General features: G+C 64.1%; 17 protein-coding genes and 1 pseudogene. 6 read left to right on the top strand and 12 right to left on the bottom strand.

The window, feature by feature from the left end; translation table 11 throughout:
* The coding region (locus M2432_RS12575; protein ID WP_280827131.1) for a hypothetical protein at nt 1–255 on the bottom strand (255 nt) is incomplete at its 3' end.
* Between the two features lie 378 nt (nt 256–633).
* Between M2432_RS12575 and rplP the strand changes: the two genes are divergently transcribed.
* The 5 genes from rplP to M2432_RS12550 all read left to right on the top strand — a co-directional run bounded on the left by rplP (nt 634) and on the right by M2432_RS12550 (nt 3,678).
* The gene (gene rplP / locus M2432_RS12570) at nt 634–1,050 is read left to right on the top strand and encodes a 50S ribosomal protein L16 (RefSeq protein WP_020101406.1); all 417 of its coding nucleotides are present in this window, start codon (nt 634–636) and stop codon (nt 1,048–1,050) included.
* Nucleotides 1,050–1,280 carry a 50S ribosomal protein L29 gene (rpmC, locus tag M2432_RS12565; protein WP_280827034.1) on the top strand — a complete coding sequence of 77 codons (231 nt, stop codon included), beginning with the start codon at nt 1,050–1,052 and terminating at the stop codon, nt 1,278–1,280. Before rplP ends, rpmC begins: the two co-directional genes overlap by 1 nt.
* 2 nt (nt 1,281–1,282) lie before the next feature.
* Nucleotides 1,283–1,579, top strand: a complete 297-nt coding sequence (gene rpsQ, locus M2432_RS12560; protein ID WP_280827130.1) for a 30S ribosomal protein S17 — start codon at nt 1,283–1,285, stop codon at nt 1,577–1,579.
* Between the two features lie 460 nt (nt 1,580–2,039).
* Nucleotides 2,040–2,759, top strand: a complete 720-nt coding sequence (locus M2432_RS12555) for a hypothetical protein (RefSeq protein ID WP_280827129.1) — start codon at nt 2,040–2,042, stop codon at nt 2,757–2,759.
* A gap of 406 nt (nt 2,760–3,165) precedes the next feature.
* Nucleotides 3,166–3,678 carry a hypothetical protein gene (locus tag M2432_RS12550; protein ID WP_280827128.1) on the top strand — a complete coding sequence of 171 codons (513 nt, stop codon included), beginning with the start codon at nt 3,166–3,168 and terminating at the stop codon, nt 3,676–3,678.
* Between the two features lie 83 nt (nt 3,679–3,761).
* On the opposite strand, the pseudogene M2432_RS12545 reads toward M2432_RS12550, so the two are convergent.
* From M2432_RS12545 to M2432_RS12535, 3 genes and pseudogenes are all read right to left on the bottom strand, one after another.
* Nucleotides 3,762–4,202: pseudogene (locus tag M2432_RS12545) on the bottom strand (adenylate/guanylate cyclase domain-containing protein); the annotation flags it as partial.
* 34 nt (nt 4,203–4,236) lie between these two features.
* Nucleotides 4,237–5,022: a hypothetical protein gene (locus M2432_RS12540; RefSeq protein ID WP_280827127.1), complete on the bottom strand. Its 786-nt coding sequence runs from the start codon at nt 5,020–5,022 to the stop codon at nt 4,237–4,239.
* Between the two features lie 242 nt (nt 5,023–5,264).
* A complete protein-coding gene (locus M2432_RS12535; protein WP_280827126.1) occupies nt 5,265–5,714 on the bottom strand; it encodes a hypothetical protein in 450 nt (149 codons plus the stop codon).
* Between the two features lie 130 nt (nt 5,715–5,844).
* Between M2432_RS12535 and M2432_RS12530 the strand changes: the two genes are divergently transcribed.
* Nucleotides 5,845–6,249: a DUF732 domain-containing protein gene (locus M2432_RS12530; RefSeq protein ID WP_280827125.1), complete on the top strand. Its 405-nt coding sequence runs from the start codon at nt 5,845–5,847 to the stop codon at nt 6,247–6,249.
* 753 nt (nt 6,250–7,002) lie between these two features.
* On the opposite strand, the gene M2432_RS12525 is transcribed toward M2432_RS12530, so the two are convergent.
* From M2432_RS12525 to M2432_RS12490, 8 genes are all read right to left on the bottom strand, one after another.
* Nucleotides 7,003–7,188: an STAS/SEC14 domain-containing protein gene (locus M2432_RS12525; protein WP_348536308.1), complete on the bottom strand. Its 186-nt coding sequence runs from the start codon at nt 7,186–7,188 to the stop codon at nt 7,003–7,005.
* 124 nt (nt 7,189–7,312) lie between these two features.
* Nucleotides 7,313–9,046 carry an ATP-binding cassette domain-containing protein gene (locus M2432_RS12520; RefSeq protein WP_280827123.1) on the bottom strand — a complete coding sequence of 578 codons (1,734 nt, stop codon included), beginning with the start codon at nt 9,044–9,046 and terminating at the stop codon, nt 7,313–7,315.
* 257 nt (nt 9,047–9,303) lie between these two features.
* Nucleotides 9,304–10,896 carry an HD domain-containing phosphohydrolase gene (locus M2432_RS12515; protein WP_280827122.1) on the bottom strand — a complete coding sequence of 531 codons (1,593 nt, stop codon included), beginning with the start codon at nt 10,894–10,896 and terminating at the stop codon, nt 9,304–9,306.
* Nucleotides 10,897–11,017: 121 nt separating this feature from the next.
* On the bottom strand, nt 11,018–11,464 hold the full coding sequence (locus M2432_RS12510; RefSeq protein WP_280827121.1) for a MaoC family dehydratase: 447 nt from the start codon (nt 11,462–11,464) through the stop codon (nt 11,018–11,020).
* A complete protein-coding gene (locus M2432_RS12505) occupies nt 11,394–12,668 on the bottom strand; it encodes an MFS transporter (RefSeq protein ID WP_280827120.1) in 1,275 nt (424 codons plus the stop codon). Before M2432_RS12505 ends, M2432_RS12510 begins: the two co-directional genes overlap by 71 nt.
* 13 nt (nt 12,669–12,681) lie before the next feature.
* Nucleotides 12,682–13,848: an NAD(P)/FAD-dependent oxidoreductase gene (locus M2432_RS12500; RefSeq protein ID WP_280827119.1), complete on the bottom strand. Its 1,167-nt coding sequence runs from the start codon at nt 13,846–13,848 to the stop codon at nt 12,682–12,684.
* A 10-nt stretch (nt 13,849–13,858) separates the two neighbouring features.
* Nucleotides 13,859–15,091, bottom strand: coding sequence for an NAD(P)-binding domain-containing protein (locus M2432_RS12495; RefSeq protein ID WP_280827118.1), 1,233 nt, complete (start codon nt 15,089–15,091; stop codon nt 13,859–13,861).
* Nucleotides 15,092–15,120: 29 nt separating this feature from the next.
* Nucleotides 15,121–15,681 carry an OsmC family protein gene (locus M2432_RS12490; protein ID WP_280827117.1) on the bottom strand — a complete coding sequence of 187 codons (561 nt, stop codon included), beginning with the start codon at nt 15,679–15,681 and terminating at the stop codon, nt 15,121–15,123.
* Nucleotides 15,682–15,953 lie beyond the last annotated feature (272 nt).

The raw sequence follows: 15,953 nt of genomic DNA, 5'->3' as shown, positions 1-15,953 counted from the left end.
CAGCAGGCTGAGCAGGACAAGCAGAAGCAGCAGGCGGCGCAGCAGCAGGCTGAGCAGGACAAGCAGAAGCAGCAGGCGGCGCAGCAGCAGGCTGAACAGGATAGGCAAGCTGCTGCGGCTGAGCAGCGGCGTCAGGCGGCTGCTGCGGCTGAGCAGGAGCGTCAGGCGGCTGCTGCGGCTGAGCAGGAACGTCAGGCGGCTGCTGCGGCTGAGCAGGAGCGGCAACGCCAGCAGCAGCAGCAACGACAGCAGCAAAGCAGCGGAAGTTCGTCATCGAGCGGTGGTGGCAGCAGCAGCGGTAGGTCCAAGCCGGGCTTGTGTATTCGGGGAATTACGGCGCCCGGACTCTGCTAGTGATCACACATCATTCAGGCAACGGACACTTCCTTTCGCTCAGGCAGGATCGTGTGGTCCAACCTGTTGTCGTTTGTGCCGCGCTTTCGCTAGATGGCATATGGATCTGGTTGAGTCGGCAGCCTCGATAGCCGTGGCCGCGTGTCCGCCCGTGACACGCGGTGGCCGATGACGCTCGGCGGTTTCTACCGGCATCGCCACGTGGGATTGCTTCGGGGGCTTGGTCGACATGGCCGCCATTTCTGCCGACGCACCGTCGGAAGCAACGGAGAGCTGATCATGCTGATTCCCCGCAAGGTCAAGCACCGCAAGCAGCATCACCCGGAGCAGCGCGGTATCGCCAGTGGCGGCACCTCGGTGAGCTTCGGTGATTACGGCATCCAGGCCCTGGGCCATGCCTACATCACCAACCGGCAGATCGAGTCCGCTCGTATCGCCATCAACCGGCACATCAAGCGTGGCGGCAAGGTGTGGATCAACATCTTCCCGGACCGCCCGCTGACCAAGAAGCCTGCCGAGACCCGCATGGGTTCGGGTAAGGGTTCGCCGGAGTGGTGGGTCGCCAACGTCAAGCCGGGCCGTGTGCTCTTCGAGCTGAGTTACCCCGACGAGAAGATCGCCCGCGAGGCGCTCACCCGCGCTATCCACAAGTTGCCGATCAAGGCACGCATCGTGACCCGAGAGGAGCAGTTCTGATGGCAGTTGGAACTTCGCCCGGCGAGCTGCGTGAGCTGACCGAGGAAGAGCTGACCACCCGTCTGCGCGAGTCGAAGGAAGAGCTGTTCAACCTTCGCTTCCAGATGGCGACCGGTCAGCTGGCAAACAATCGCCGGCTGCGTACCGTGCGTCAGGAGATTGCGCGGGTGTACACCATCCTGCGTGAACGTGAGTTGGGCCTGGCGTCCGGGCCGGTTGGTAAGGATTGATCATGGCAGAAACTAAGGGACCCAAGCACACCGCGCGCACCGAGAAGCCGCGTGGCAGCCGCAAGACCGTGATCGGTTACGTGGTGTCGGACAAGATGCAGAAGACCATTGTGGTCGAGCTGGAAGATCGCAAGATGCACCCGCTGTACGGGAAGATCATCCGGACCACTAAGAAGGTCAAGGCGCACGACGAGAACGAGTCGGCCGGTATTGGCGACCGCGTCTCGCTGATGGAGACCCGTCCGACCTCGGCCACCAAGCGGTGGCGTCTGGTCGAGGTGCTCGAGAAGGCCAAGTAGCGAAGGCTATATCGCGAAGAGTTTCAAATGTGCCCAATTCCTCAGGGAATTGGGCACATTTGCGTTTGGCGGACGGACGTGAATTCAACCGAACGACTGACATTCGTAGCGGTGCCGTCACCGTAAACTCTCCTCAGTCTTTGCGCATTTATGCGACTTTGCTGGATGGTTAGGAGCCGCAATGAGCGACACCGGGAGCATTGATCCCCATCAGGAGTACCGCCGTCAAGCTGCCCAGCACTTTTCCTCACAGACTGAGCCCACTCCGCGGCCGCCCGGTCGGCCCGTAGTCGATCCCAGCAAGTTCGCCGCGGGTACCACATACAGCGGCGCCGGGCCTACCCCTGCCGCGCACACTGACCCGCCTCCGCCGGTGGGGCCGGCGGCATCGCCCTTGCCGCCGCCAGCCGCCGCTGGCGGCCACGATGCCGGCCAGTACTCGCTTCCGTCGGTTCCCGTAGTGCCGCCGCAGCCTTGGGGCACAACGCCATCTGGTCCAGCGCAGCAGCCTTCCCCGAACAGCGGTGCCCCACTGTTCAGCCTGCAGCCGTTCCATCTGCTTGCCGGCGTGGCCGGGTTTGCACTCTTGGCCTTCTTGTTCTCACCCGGGTTCTTCTGGCTGCTGGTGACGATGGTTGCAGCCGGCGGCGCTTGGTTCGTGCGTGTCCGCAGGCTTCCGTGGCCGCGGCACGTGCACCAATTACTGGCTCAGGTGAGACTGGCGAATCAGGCGGAGGGCGCGGCTCCCAGCGTCGGTCCCGGTCCGACTCCGGCGTCGCAGGCGTCGGGACCGTATCCGTCGGGACCGTATCCGTCGGGTCCGTATCCGTCGGGTCCGCCGAAGAACCGTGGTCTGCTCAAGCTTGGATTCATTGCCGGAATTCTGATCATAGGGTTTGGTGGATTCAAGCTCGTCGGTAGCTTGATCGACCCGAAGTTCGAAATCGGCGACTGCGTAACACCGAAGATCGCCTACAGCAGTGGCCACGACCTGAAGAAAGTCGAATGCAGATCGACGAGAGACGGATCACCTCGCTGGATGACAAATCATTTTAAGTCCGATGAAACGGTTTATCGCATCGCCAATATCGTGGACCTGCATGCGAGTTGCCCAGGGCGAGTGGATATTACATTCGCGCACGAACCACACGACGTCACGTATTGCCTCGTTCAATACTGATAGTCCCCAATACCGAACCTACGAAGTGAGTCAGCTATGGGATTGACTTATGCTCCCAACGGTGTGCTCGTTGGAATGGCTGCTGGACTGCTAGTCGGCGTCAAGACGCACAGCGTCGCGGCCGGCATCGCTGTTGCTGTTGTTGCCAGCGTGGTGTGTTGGTACGCGATTCGCGGCGTCGAGATTCTGCTCGGACGTGGTTTGAGTGCGGGATTCACTGCCCTAGAGAACCGATTGAGCAAGCCGAATCGGGCGCAATGGAATCAACCGCCGCCACAACCACCGGTGACTGGCGCGTATCCGCAAGCACCGCAGCCATATCCGGGAGTCGCACCGCCGCCCGCTAGCCAGCAGCAGCCGAATAGCTGGGGGCAGCCTGGCCAAACGCAATACCCGGGGCGCTAAGATGTCAGGCGTCGGATTCGCGGTCCTGTTTTTCGGTGGACTCTTCGGAGTTAGTTGGGTCTATTCCACGATCAAGAAAAAAGCCAAGCGCAATATCTTCTTCCGTGATCAGTACGCGCGGCAGCGGCAGCTGATCGATCGGAACGTGATTTTGATGACGACTGCATCGATCGATTCCGTCGTTGCGAGTCTCGCTCACTTCATTCCTAACGACACATCGGTCAAGGCGGCATTCTTGGGTGGCGGCATGCGTGTCCATATGGAGAGCCCGAATCGAATCATCTTCAAGCACGCGAGCAAGATCGGCACAGGCGGGTCCGGTGACGAATTCAGCGCCAGCGTGACTTTCAACCAGGTCTCTCGAGCGACTGTTCGGGCGGAAGTCAGTATTGACCGCTGGAGGGAAAAGGACGGAGTCACGAGGAGAGCCGGTATTCAGTCGATGGAGAATTTCATCAACACCGTCACCGCTGCATTTCGTGCCGTCGACCCCGCAGTGAGAATTGGCGCCTGACCTTGTTGTTCCATGGTCGGGACACCAACCCGATGCGCTTGAATCTGGGCAGAGGAATATTGGGCCGCCGGATGGTCTAGTACTACAGCCGTCGTCGGCTGTGGCCGAAGGTTCCCCGGACTCGGATCCAGGGTCCGCAACGGCGGAAAGTCGTTGCGCAGGCCCGAGGCACGCAGTTGGAAGACACCGATAAGCGTCGGTAGGTCCCGCAACCGGCGCGGCCCCAGGTCGACGAGATCGACGCCGCTGAGCAGCCCCGCCGTCGAGTCAGCCACCAGGACCTGACCGCCGTGCCCGGCGGACATCACCCGCGCCGCCCGGTTAAGCACCGTGCCGAAATAGTCCCCGTCGCGTAGCTCGGCCTCACCGGTCGCCAACCCCATCCGCACCGGCAACTCCAGCGCCCGCTGCGCAGAGACCGCCGCATCAACCGCCGACTTCGGCGAGGCGAACGCGGCGACCACGCCATCTCCGGTGTTGCTGAACAAGAACCCGTCATTAGCCTCAATCGCGCTGCGCAACACGATGACACGGGGTTTTTGCGTCGAAGTTCCACCGTCACAGCGATGCGGCCACGGACGCATGTACATCCCGAGCACGCCTCCGGTTTGCCAGCAGCACGCGGATCGTGGTGATGTGCAGAATGATCGAGAAGGGCACCAGGTAGGCCGGAAAGAGGACCATCGGCCATTGGGTGAACACCGACGTCGGTGGGTCGGTGTGCACTATGGCGAGGGTTTGGGTCGCCAGGAATGCGGTTCCCACCGCGCCGATGAAATCGAGAAGGCCAAGCACCGACCACGCAATCGGAATACTGGTCGACGTCGACCAGATGAGGGCGATCACGGCGACGCAGGCAGTCAGACCGACAGCGATGTCACCGAACGCTGCTGGGTAGGCGAAGAAGCCCGGAAGCTGACCGCCGACCTTCAACACCAGGAACACGCATCCCAACCAGCGAGCGGTCTGTGAGATGTTCAGCTCGGCGAGCGTTCGCCGGTCGGCCAACAGTTCATCCAGCGACGACGAGCGCGCCACCGCAATCGGTCCAATAACGATCAGCGCGAAGAACACGTACACCAGCCAAGGCGGGCGGTCCGGACCATCGTGAAGAGCCTCCACTCGGGTGTATCCCGCTGACAAGCCGAACCAGACCGCGAACACGACGATAAGGACACCCGCCAGCCTGAGCGACTCACGGGTCGAACGGCCATGGCGTTGCGCAGCGCGATAGATGATCATCGGCACCCACACGGTGAAGACGACAGCCACGGAGACCACCAAGATCGTGATGCTCACCGGAACGTCGGGAATCGGATGATCCACCGCTTCCTCCTCAACCATTCTCCTCAAACGTAAGGCGTTGTGATCCGCACGGCACAACCCTTGCTTGCCAACGGTCAGTCATCTGGTCCCGCAGACTCATCCGACCCTCCCGGCAACGGGGCTAATAACAGGACTCAACGGGATGGGGCATCCACAGAAATGAACTGCCTCGCCCCGTCGCCCCAGCGGGCGTCCCTGACCGCATCGTGAACACAGGCAGCGGTCCCCATCACCCTCGGTGACGGCGGGCGCTACCGAGGTCAAAACTCATCCTCGTCCTCGGCGAACTCGGTGGGATCGTAGGCGTCTTCGTCTTCGTCGAAATCCTCGATGTCACCATCGAGCGCCTCCGGATGCTGCTCGACCTGATCCAGCTTGTCGGCAATCGCACCCCACATTTCCAGCGGCACCGTGGATCTCACCGCGTGGAGGATTTGGTTGACCTGACGGCGCATGTCGGCGACGTCTTCGACCGGATCGTGCTTATCCAAAATGGACTGCAGCTTCTCGGCAGCCCGCAGCCCGGTGTCGACACTGACCTCTACATCGTTTTCCACGAGGCGGCGGAATGCCTTGTGCATCACCACTTCAAGGAAGGCCGGCGGGGTAAGGGCAGTGGCCGTTGCGTTGACGAAGTCGACCCTCGCGGTTGGACAGCGGGATCCGTAAGCTTGAGGTGGAGTTCGGTTTAACTCCGGCGGCGCGCTCACGGTTGGGATACTCCGAAGTGCGCAGAATCAGTCGACTCGATGAGATGATGCGCCGCCAGCAGGAAGGCCGCATATAACTCTTGGCGGTATTCCGCCCACCGGCATGAGGTTGGTCGCCTACGCTCTCGTCGTGCATACCAAGGCTTTTCTCGCTACTGCGGTAATAGCGGCCGCTTCAATCGGCTGCGCTGCTCCTGCGAATGCCTTCAGCGACCAGCAACACAAGTTCGTTACTGATGCGGCTCAGCACGGCGGACCAAGCATGGATCGGTTGATCACCCCAGCGGTCAAGGAGGACTGGATGAGCCCAAACGACGACCAATTCATAACGGCGATCACCGGCGACGGCATCTCAATGGATCAGGATGCCGCGATAAGAGAGGGACACGCGGTATGCATGTTCCTTGCCGGCGGCTCGATGTGGAACGCCATCGCGCAGATCAGGCGGATGCACCCCGACTGGTCAGTTCCCACCGCGACCCGCTTCGTCGAGAGGTCGATCCAGCACTACTGCCCAGCCCAGGCGCCGCTCTAATATCGCAGCGGTCGGGGTGGCCGGCCCGCCACGGCCACGTTCATGGGGCGATTACGTCGCCGGGGGGCCAAACGGGCAAACCTGTTGCGGTCGGCGCCTGTTCAGCGGGAATGACCAGTTTCGTTACCTTTCAACGGTTGTCATTGATTGTTGCTGGATAGCGAATCCTGTTGCAGTCCAACAGTTTCGACAACCAACGAGACTCAACGAGAACCACGGCCCGCAAATCCGTTGGTCGCGGGTTCGAGCCCCGCCCGCCCCGGCATGAGCTTCGGCCAAATCGCGAAACAACTGGACAACGAAGGCGTGTCGACCGCGCAGGATGGGAGTCGGTGGTGGCACGACACACGGTGGTACCTCCTCGGCGTGGAAGCGAGGACCGCCATTGCGTGTAGCGGCAGCCGGCGAGGAACTCAGCGATCACCTGCAACGAATCGCGCCACTGTTCGCGGATCCTGCTCGACCTGGTCCAGCTTGTCGGCGATCGTGCCCCACATCTCCTGCGGCACTGCCGATTTCAACGGCAGAGGATCAGGTTGCCGTGACGGCCCCCCACCGTCACTGAAAGGCGATTGTGGACCGCTGCGGGTGCGGACTCTCCGATCGCGCCCGCAGCCAATCGCCTGAGATCGGCGTGAACCCTGTGCTTGGGGTTCTGGTAGCTCGGTGCGGTTTTCCGCGCGCTCCGCGCGTTGGCCAACAGGTCGTAGTGGATCGCCGGGGCTTTCCTCCGCAGAGCGCTACGTCAAAGCATTACGTGCCGTTGATGATCCATCGTCGTGCCTCCTCGGCCCGCCCACCGGGGAAGTGTTTGATCTCCGCTGCCACGAAGTGCGACGTTAAATGCTCTGCGACGTCGCCCAAGTGGGAGTCTGTGACCACGGCGATCCTTTGTATGTGCTTGTGGTGATCTCGAACGAAGCGCAGCTGGTTGACCATTGCGCCGAAGCTCGTCCGTCCGCGGATAGGACGGGCCGCGCGAGCGCCGCTGCGCCGGGCTGGTCCACGTCGCCGGGCCCGCGAGACTGTGCAGACGTCTCGCGGGCCCGACTGTGCGGTGTCCTCATCGCCTGGATGCGCTGGACCGGGACCGCCGGTCCAGTACCCACACCGTGGCCAGCATGAGGGCAACGGCAAACGATGCGAGCACAATGAGATTCACATCGGTGCCTCCGTGGAATGTCTCGCGATAGGCGGACATGGCCGGCAGAGTGGCGGTGAACCGGTCGAGATCCAGGTCGCGCCCCAATGCTTCGAATGCGTGGCGGTTGGATAGGCCAAGGCTCATCAAACGTCCTGGGAAAGCCATCTTGTCAACGGGGACGATGGCGCCACCGAACAAAACCTGCGGGAAGCAAAGCATCGGCAGGGCGAGGGCGGCCTGAGCGGCGTTGTGCACGGCGGCCGAGGCGAGCAGGCCGAGGGCCAGCGCCGAGGTCGCTTCGATGACCATCGTCACGAATAGCAAGGCGTACACGTGCCATCCGACGGCGGGGAGCCGACCGAGTACCCGCAGCACGGCGAGGAGCACCGCACTCACTGCGGCCAGCACCGGAAGCAGGGCGGTGACCTTGGACCCCACGTAGGCGCCCACACTGAGCCCGGCCAGGCGCTCCCGCCGGAATACGGCGATCTCTCCGACGATCTGGAGCAGACCGTAGGTCAGGCCGAAGAAGAAGCCGTCGAATGCGATCCAGAAAACGATTTGGGCCGGGCCGACGTCGGCCGCGCCGCCTGGATCGAACGCGCCGCGTTTGAACAGCGTCGCCATCATCGCCGTGACCAGCACCGGTGAACCGAGCAGGACTGCCAACGTAAGCCGGTTGCGGATCAGAACATCAACATTGCGGCGCGTGAGCAGCCACCATTGCCTCACCATGCCCGTGCGCTTGACACTTGAACGGGTCGCCGGGGCGGCCGGCGGAGCCGGGTAGGGCTTCTGACTTGTCGGGCTGTTCGCAAATCGCTCCGCCCAGATCGCAGGGGTGTGCTCACCAGCCAGTCGCTCGTACACGCCGGCGAGATTCTCCACACCGAAGTAGCGCCGAGCCTCGGTCGGGCTGCCGCTGAATGCGAGGTGGCCGTCGCGGGCGAGGAACACCACTCGGTCACACCGATCGATGTCCTCCGGCGCATGCGTAGTGAGGACGACTGTTACCCCGCGCTGGCTGAGCCTGCGCAGCAGGCGCATCACGTCGGCCGCGGTCGACGGATCGAGCCCGGAGGTGGGCTCGTCGAGGAAGAAAAGGCGTGGCCGGGTGAGTAGTTCTACGGCGATACTGGCGCGCTTGCGCTGGCCGCCGGACAGCGCACGGACCGGCACCTCGGCCCGATCAGCCAGGCCGAGGTCACGCATGGTCTCCGCGACCACACGATCGGCCTCGGCCGCCGATGTGCCGGCGGGGAGCCGTAGTCGCGCCGCGTAGTGCAGCGTGCGGCGCAGGGGCATTTCGAGGTGGATGATGTCGTCTTGGGGCACGTAGCCGATACGGGAATCGACACCGGCTCGGGCACCGCGAACGACGCCGTTGTGCGAAACCTGGCCGGCAGACGTTGGCTGCAGTCCTGCGAGGATCTCCAGCAATGTGGTTTTTCCTGCTCCACTGCCGCCGGCAATGGCTACCAACTCGCCTGGGTCTATCGAGAGTGACAGCTCCTGCAGGATTTGCCGTGCGCCGACCCGCCGGCTCACGTTGACAGCATTGACCCGCCCGCCGACCGGCGCTCCGGGTGTCTGACTCGACGAGAGCGCATCGAAACGCTCGATTGCCGTTGGTTGAACCGCCAATTCGGTCATGTTGGTAGCCTTCCGTGATTCCTGAATTGCACTGTCAGGATCTGATCATCGGCCTGTGGCAGCACTGGTTGCATGAGGCGTTTGCCTCAAACTCCAAGAGTCGACGTCAGCCGGCGGAAAGGCTCCGCAGGTGGAATGCAAAGCGCGCCAGCGGTTTGAAGACAGCCGGCGACAGAGAGGCGTGAGCTGCTGCGGATGACGAGGGAGGCGAATGTCTCAGTGCACGCTGCTATTGGCCGGTAAAACGTTGCGGCTCTTCATCGTTCGGCGGCTGCGTTGACCGGAAAGCCCGCCAGGCCCCGATCGATTGCAGCGAGACTCGCCTGCGTGCGGTTGTTGACGCCCAACTTTGCATAGACGCGCTCGACGTGGTTGCGCGCTGTCTTCTCGGCGATGAATAACTCGGTGGCGATTTCACGGTTCGACCGGCCCTGCGCGACGAGTCGGAGGACTTCGACCTCCCGGGCGGTGAGCCCCGCCGACCAGGACGTCCGCCGCGATGTCTGATGCCCGGCCGCCGCCAAGACGGCTTCCACCGACTCGGGATCGAGGCGTCCGTCGCGCGCCTCTTGGCGCAGCTGACCGGCAGCATCGCGAGGATCGCGGGCGGCCCGTTGTGGACGTGGCTCGAGAAGTTGGTGATAAACCACCGCCGCGGCAAGCAACCGGTCGTGCGCAGTCAATTCAGCACCGGCGAGCCCTCGGGGAAAGCCGGACCCGTCGATGCGTTCCTCGTGCTTGGTAGCGACGGACACCACCGACTCCAAGCCGTCGACCCGGCTCAATATTCGTCCCGTCAGATATGGGTACATCCGTACCCGCTCCCATTCAGCCGTACTGAGCGGCCCCTTCTTCTCCCAGATCTGATTGGACACGCCTAATCTGCCGAGGCCGTGGACGAGGCCCGCACGGTACAGACGTGTGATGTCCGCCGGCGGCATACGCCGGTGTCGGGCCGCTGCGGCCGCGAGATCCGCAACGCCCCGCGAGTAGCCCGGAGAACAAGGACATTTGAGATCGACGAAATCCGCCATTGCCCTTAGTAACTCGTCGATCTCTTCCCCATCGAGAGTACGATCGCGATCCGGTGCCTGCGCCAAAGCCGCGGTCCAAACATCTATTTCGAGCAGCCCCTCGACGATTGCGGCGGCATCACGTTCGAACACATCAGCCACGGCCGGGCTGAACTGCGTGCCACGCCGGGACCGGGCAACCTCGACCGCTTGTGCCAGGCCACCCGTCCGCAGGTGCACCTCGATGACATCGGACAGGTGAACTATGTGGATTTCGAGCGGAATATCCTCCCCGCGAGCGCCGTTCGGCATCCCCCGGCCGTCCCAGCGCTCGAAGATATACGCCAGCGCCTTCCCGACCTGCCTGTCCAGGCCGATCCGATCGGATAGGACCCCGGCAGAAGTGCAATGCGAACTGATGAGGTTGGCAACCTGGTGACGCGCGGTGAGCAGAAAGGCAACCGAGCGGATGGCGCGCTCCCCGCCCGGCAATCCACGCCCTACGTGACCGACCATAAGACGCAGGAACGGCAGCCCAGCCATATCCACCCCATAGGTGTCGGCCCGGAAGGCGATGTCGTCGCCGAACAGCGCCGAAAGCTCGTGGGAATCGGCGTGACAACCGATCCACCCCACCAGGTTGGCGTAATACACCGTCGCGCGCTGTTGAGCGTCTAGCCCCATCCGCTCGGCGATGCGAGTTGCGATCAGGGAAGACCGCAGCATGTGTTCCATCGGCTGCCCCAGACCGAGGTCGATCCCCAGCGATATGGCCGCCAGCAACTCGGCTTTGCGTAGGCCCTTTGTCGAACCGTGCAGCGTCCCGGTCGGGTGCATGCGGTCATTCTGCACCTGCACATGACGCTATCGGCGCGAATGACAAGGCAGTGGCCCTACTACGTGCGCCTGGGTCCGATGCCCAGCGCGTCGGCCTTCCGGCGGTGCCGCGTTCTCGCAGTCAGACGTCACTGCTGGTCCTGGTGCCGATGTCCATCGTGTAGCACACCGCTGTTCCGTCCAGCACGACGGTGCCGTCGTCCCGCGTGACGGTGGTTCGAAGTTCGGTGATCGGTTTGTCGGTGCGCACCGAGATGACTTCGACGCTGCCCGTGATCGTGTCACCGCAGCGCACCGGTGCCTTGAAGGCCCAATTGACATTCAGAAACACCGTGCCCGGACCCGGCAGCTCCTCGGCCACAACGGCATTGAGTATGGCGCTGGTGACCCCGCCCTGGACGACGATTTCCCCGAACCGCGACGCCCTGGCCGCCACTTCGTCGTAGTGCAAAGGGTTCCGGTCGCCGCTGATCTCGGTGAACAGGGCGATGTCGTTGTCACCGACAGTGCGTGAGAGCTGCGCTGTCTGACCGACCGACGGTGTCGTGCGCGTAGGGCTGGTAACCATTGCTTTGCTCCTTGAATTGGTGGTGGTTGTGTAGGGCCGACATCGCTACGGCACCGAGTAGGGGGCCGGGTGCAAGAAGCAGAAATGCGTATTGCCAACCGATCAGTTCGGCGACGACAGGAACGAGTTGGATGGTGACAACGGTCAACAGGAAACCGGTCGCGGTCTGCGCGGTCAGGGCCGTGCCGACGAACCGGGTGTCCGTCGTCTCGCTGAGCACGGTGGAGAAGACACCTGAGTCGGCGATGACGGCGGTACCCCACACCAAGAGGAAGACCACGAGAAGCGGCGTCGGGCCGGCGAAGAATAGTGGTGATGCCACGCAGCAGGTTCCGCTGATCACCAGTGCCGCCACCGCCGCCGGAGGGCGACCGAAACGGTCTGACGCCCAACCGCCCAGTAGGCATCCGACGGTCCCTGCGACTCCGATAGCCCCGAATGCGATGAATCCGGTCGACCCCACGGCCGCGTCGCCTCGTGCGGCCCGACCGGCGACGACGAACATCGGCAGCCAGGTCCACAGGGCGTACAGCTCCCACATGTGTCCGAAATAGCCGAGACTGGCCAGCCGCGGTCTGCGGTCGGTGAGCAGAGCGAGCGCGTAGCGCGGATTCGGGGCGACCGCGCGGACGGCCAGATGGGGGCCGGGCCGAACCGCCGTCAGAGCGACAACGGCGCCCGCCCCCGTCAGTGCCGCCGCGGCCAGCAGCACCGTCCTCCAAGGCAGCGGTCCGAGGCCGGTGATGAGGTGTGGGAGGGCGGAGCCGATGGTCAGTGCTGCCAGCAGAACCCCGAACGTCCGGCCTCGATCGGTGGATGCCGACCATGACGCCATCAACATCATCCCCACCGGATAGACGCCGGCGAGAAAGATCCCGGTGAGGAATCTCAGCGGGACCGCCGCGGCGAGACCAGAGGCAAAAAGAGCCAGGGTCACCGTGCAGGCCGCCGCGCCCAAGGCGCTTGCAGCGAGCAGGCGCTGCGGTGTGGTGCGGTCGGCGAGGTTGAAAACCGTCGAGGTGATCGCCCCGACGACGAATCCGATCTGCACTGACGCGGTCAGCCAGACCGCGGCCGTCGCTCCGATACCCCACTCGGAACGGAGACTTGGCACGACCGCGGTGGTAGAGAACCATGCGCTCAGTGCCAAAACCTCGACAACCGCAACGAGTGCGCGTTGCCGGTTGGTCCCTGACGGCGTCATCGTCCAATTCCATTCAGGCGGCCGGCATCTGGTCGAGTGCGAGCAGCGCGTCGACTTCCGGCCGCATCGCATCGCTCAGTTCACGAAGGTATCCGCGCAGCTGTGCGAGATCCCAGCGGTAGCTCGCGATTCGTTCGGTGATGTCGAACAGTGGCTCGGACAGTCGGTCTCGGGTGCGCTCGTAGTCGTAGAGAGAGTTGAGCTGTGCCTGCCCGCCGCGGGGTGCGTCGAGCACCGCGCGGGCGAGCAGTTCCGCGTCGCGCAAGGCGTCCGTGATGCCGTGCGCGGTGATCGGGTCCTTGAAATAACCTGCATCACCGACCAATGCCCAGCCCGGCCCGGCGGACGCGCGGATCCAGCCCGGTTGGCCGGGGAAGCCTCGCAACGTGCCGACGGGTGGTGTGTCGGCGATAGAGCGGGCCAGCTCCGGGGCGGCCTCGGCAAGCAGCGACCGGTACGTAGCGTCCAGACCTGCGGACCGTTGTCGGGCGAACCTGTCGCTTGCAGTGCCCGACCAGACGCACGCCAAACCGTCGCCGGTCGGCACCACGCCCGCGGTCACCCCCTGTCGGTACGCCCAGTGGTAGCGGTCGCGCGCGAGTCCGGGAAAGTAGCCGTACACGATCGCGCCGGACACCGTGCCGCGTCGGCGGAAGGGGGCGTCGACCGCTTGCGCGATCGTCGAGTTCCGCCCGTCGGCGCCGATGGTCAGCGGCGCGCTGGCGCGGAAACGAGTGCCTGTGCCGCGCTCGATGCCCTCGATGCCGCGCACCCTGGTGCCATCGGTGAGCACGCGGGTCACCCGCGCCGGGGCGCGAATAGCGGCGCCTGCCTTGCGCGCGGCCTCTAGAAGCAGCGCGTCGAGGACGGTTCGGCGGGGGGCGCGCAGCGCCGATACTCCACCGCTCGGGCGGATATTGACGGTCTCGATGTCGTCGCCGTAAGCGAACTCGGTCGAAACGATGGCTGGAGTGCCCGCGTCGATGACCGCGTCGAGTAGACCCCAGCGGTGCAATTGCAGCACACCGCCGCGCATGAGCGCATGGGTGGACAGTGTGTCGGAACGCGGCCGGGTCGCCTCGACGACGAGCACACGCATGCCGCCGCCGGACAGCAGCATCGCGGTGGCCGCACCGGCACACCGGCCGCCGACGACGATCGCGTCATAGTCGTTGTCCATGAGTTGCTCCTCAGTTCGAGTCGAGATAGTGGGTGAGGTGTTGGCTCAGGTCGGTCGCGTCGGCGGCTGCGCCGTCGATCAAGGTCGACTTGCGGCGGCGGAGGAACGGCATCCCCATCACGTACAGGCCGGGGCTGGGGGTGATGCCGCCGTCGTGGCGGACATGGCCTTTTCGGTCGAAGACCGGAACGTCCAGCCAGGACAGGTCCGGACGAAATCCGGTGGCCCAGAGAATCGTTCGGACGGCGCCGGAGCGTAGGTCGAGGGTCAGCGGCGTGTGGGCGGGAACGGCGGTCGCTGCGAACCGTCGCGGCGGATCGCCGCCGTCCAAGCCCACTTCGGTCGCCCACGCATCGATGGTGTCGAGCAACCGGCCGAGTTTGAGGTCGGCCAGCGCGAACATGTTCGGCAACGAGCCGGAGAATTGCGCGATGCCGCCTCCGATGCCGGCCAACCGTCCGACCAACCGCACGCCGAGTTGACTCAGCGAATTCAGGTCGAGGGTGGTTCTCTCGGGTGACCCGACCAGCTGCATCGACGGCAGGTTGCGGGCTCGGATCAGATCGGGTATCTGGTCGTAGCGCTCGTCCAACAATCCCGCCGCGTCCATCCACCACAGGATGTCCTTGCCTCGGTAGGTGCGAGGCATTCGGACATGTTCCCCGACGGCGAGCGTGACCGGCCGGCCGGAGTGGTGCAGTTCCCTGGCAATCTGGATCCCGCTCGCCGAGGCGCCGACGACAAGGACCCCGCCGTCGGCAAGCTGGCTCGGGTTGCGGTAGTCGGCGGGGGTGATCGTGGTGATGCCGCCAGGCACGCCGCCCTGCAGCGCAGGCACCTTGGGAACCGTGCTTGCGCCCGGGGCGAGCACGACCGTTCGCGCGTGCCACAAACCTTGGTCGGTCTGCACCTGGTATCCCCGCTCGTCCCTCCGCACCGATGTGACGGTGGTGTTGGCTCGCACGGGTGCCGCCGACTCCTTCGCGTAGCGCTCGATCAGTCCCACGACGTCGGGTGCCGCGAGGTACCCGTCGGGGTCGTCGCCTCGGTAGGCGTAACCCGGTAGCCGGGTCATCCAGTTGGGGGTGAGCAGTCGCAGCGAGTCCCAGCGCTGCGTGCGCCAGGAGTGCGCTACCTCACCGCGTTCCAGCACGACGTGGTCGATCGAACGGTCGGCGAGGCAACGACTCATGGCCAGTCCGCAGTGCCCGGCACCCACCACGATCGCGGTTGTCTTCAGCATGGTCGGTCTCCTGTTGAAACGTCGCCCGGTCAGGACAGGTCGACGGTGACGGGCGTCGGGTTGGTCAGGATGTCGTAGACGGCCGAGCGTTTCTGCGACTGCGCGACAAGGGCTTTGATCTCGTCGGTGGTAGCGTCGGCGTCGATGGTGTAGGTCACCCTGACCCCGCTGAAACCGTTGCGGACATCGGGGTCCGCGCCGAGGATTCCGTGGATGTCCTCGTCGGCCTCCACGGTGGCGTGCACCGAGCGCAGCTGAATGCCTCGGCGCTGGGCGATCGAGGCGATGCCGGCGGTGAGGCAGCCGCCCAGGGCGACCAACACATACTCGACCGGAGTGATGCCGTTGTCCTGCGAGGCGAATGCAAGTGGATGGTCGACGTCATAGGTGAACGTCGTCTTGTGGTGTTGCTGCTCGCCCAATCCGTAGAAGGTGTCCACGCTCGAGCGGCTGTGGGTGCCGTTTACCCAGGAAACTCTTGTCCGCCATTGGAACTGGGCGATCTCCGGCGTGTCGGCCAGGGCCTCACGGACACCGAGCAGAGCTTCGACGTTGACGCCGTTGTCGACGGGGGTCTGGATTGTGGTCATGAACTTCTCCGTTCTTTGGGTGATCGGCCCCGTACGGAAACCGGTCAGGATTGGTCATGCCGCAATGCTCGACCCAGGCCCTCGGCCTGCGCATGAGGCACTTGCCTCAACTTTCAGGCCGAATGACTTTGCGGCGAGTTGTCCTCAAATGCGCCGCATACAACGACCGAAGTGTGTCCAGTTGCGCAAACGCGCGCGAAATGGGTCTGAGCCCAATTCCGCTCGAAACTCAGAAAGCGCTGTGGCAAGTGCCGAGAGGCGCGAATGCGCCA

Origin of the sequence: Mycobacterium sp. OTB74, assembly GCF_029892685.1 — a bacterium.
In the GTDB taxonomy this organism is placed as follows: domain Bacteria; phylum Actinomycetota; class Actinomycetes; order Mycobacteriales; family Mycobacteriaceae; genus Mycobacterium.
Note: the sequence above shows the minus strand (reverse complement) of the source record. Positions and strands in the feature narration are given on the sequence as shown.

Coding starts and splice junctions, on each gene's coding strand:
- rplP (WP_020101406.1), top strand. CDS start 634: ATGCTGATTCCCCGCAAGGTCAAGCACCGCAAGCAGCATCACCCGGAG.
- rpmC (WP_280827034.1), top strand. CDS start 1,050: ATGGCAGTTGGAACTTCGCCCGGCGAGCTGCGTGAGCTGACCGAGGAA.
- rpsQ (WP_280827130.1), top strand. CDS start 1,283: ATGGCAGAAACTAAGGGACCCAAGCACACCGCGCGCACCGAGAAGCCG.
- M2432_RS12550 (WP_280827128.1), top strand. CDS start 3,166: ATGTCAGGCGTCGGATTCGCGGTCCTGTTTTTCGGTGGACTCTTCGGA.
- M2432_RS12540 (WP_280827127.1), bottom strand. CDS start 5,022: ATGGTTGAGGAGGAAGCGGTGGATCATCCGATTCCCGACGTTCCGGTG.
- M2432_RS12525 (WP_348536308.1), bottom strand. CDS start 7,188: ATGGTCAACCAGCTGCGCTTCGTTCGAGATCACCACAAGCACATACAA.
- M2432_RS12520 (WP_280827123.1), bottom strand. CDS start 9,046: ATGACCGAATTGGCGGTTCAACCAACGGCAATCGAGCGTTTCGATGCG.
- M2432_RS12515 (WP_280827122.1), bottom strand. CDS start 10,896: ATGCACCCGACCGGGACGCTGCACGGTTCGACAAAGGGCCTACGCAAA.
- M2432_RS12510 (WP_280827121.1), bottom strand. CDS start 11,464: ATGGTTACCAGCCCTACGCGCACGACACCGTCGGTCGGTCAGACAGCG.
- M2432_RS12505 (WP_280827120.1), bottom strand. CDS start 12,668: ATGACGCCGTCAGGGACCAACCGGCAACGCGCACTCGTTGCGGTTGTC.
- M2432_RS12500 (WP_280827119.1), bottom strand. CDS start 13,848: ATGGACAACGACTATGACGCGATCGTCGTCGGCGGCCGGTGTGCCGGT.
- M2432_RS12495 (WP_280827118.1), bottom strand. CDS start 15,091: ATGCTGAAGACAACCGCGATCGTGGTGGGTGCCGGGCACTGCGGACTG.
- M2432_RS12490 (WP_280827117.1), bottom strand. CDS start 15,681: ATGACCACAATCCAGACCCCCGTCGACAACGGCGTCAACGTCGAAGCT.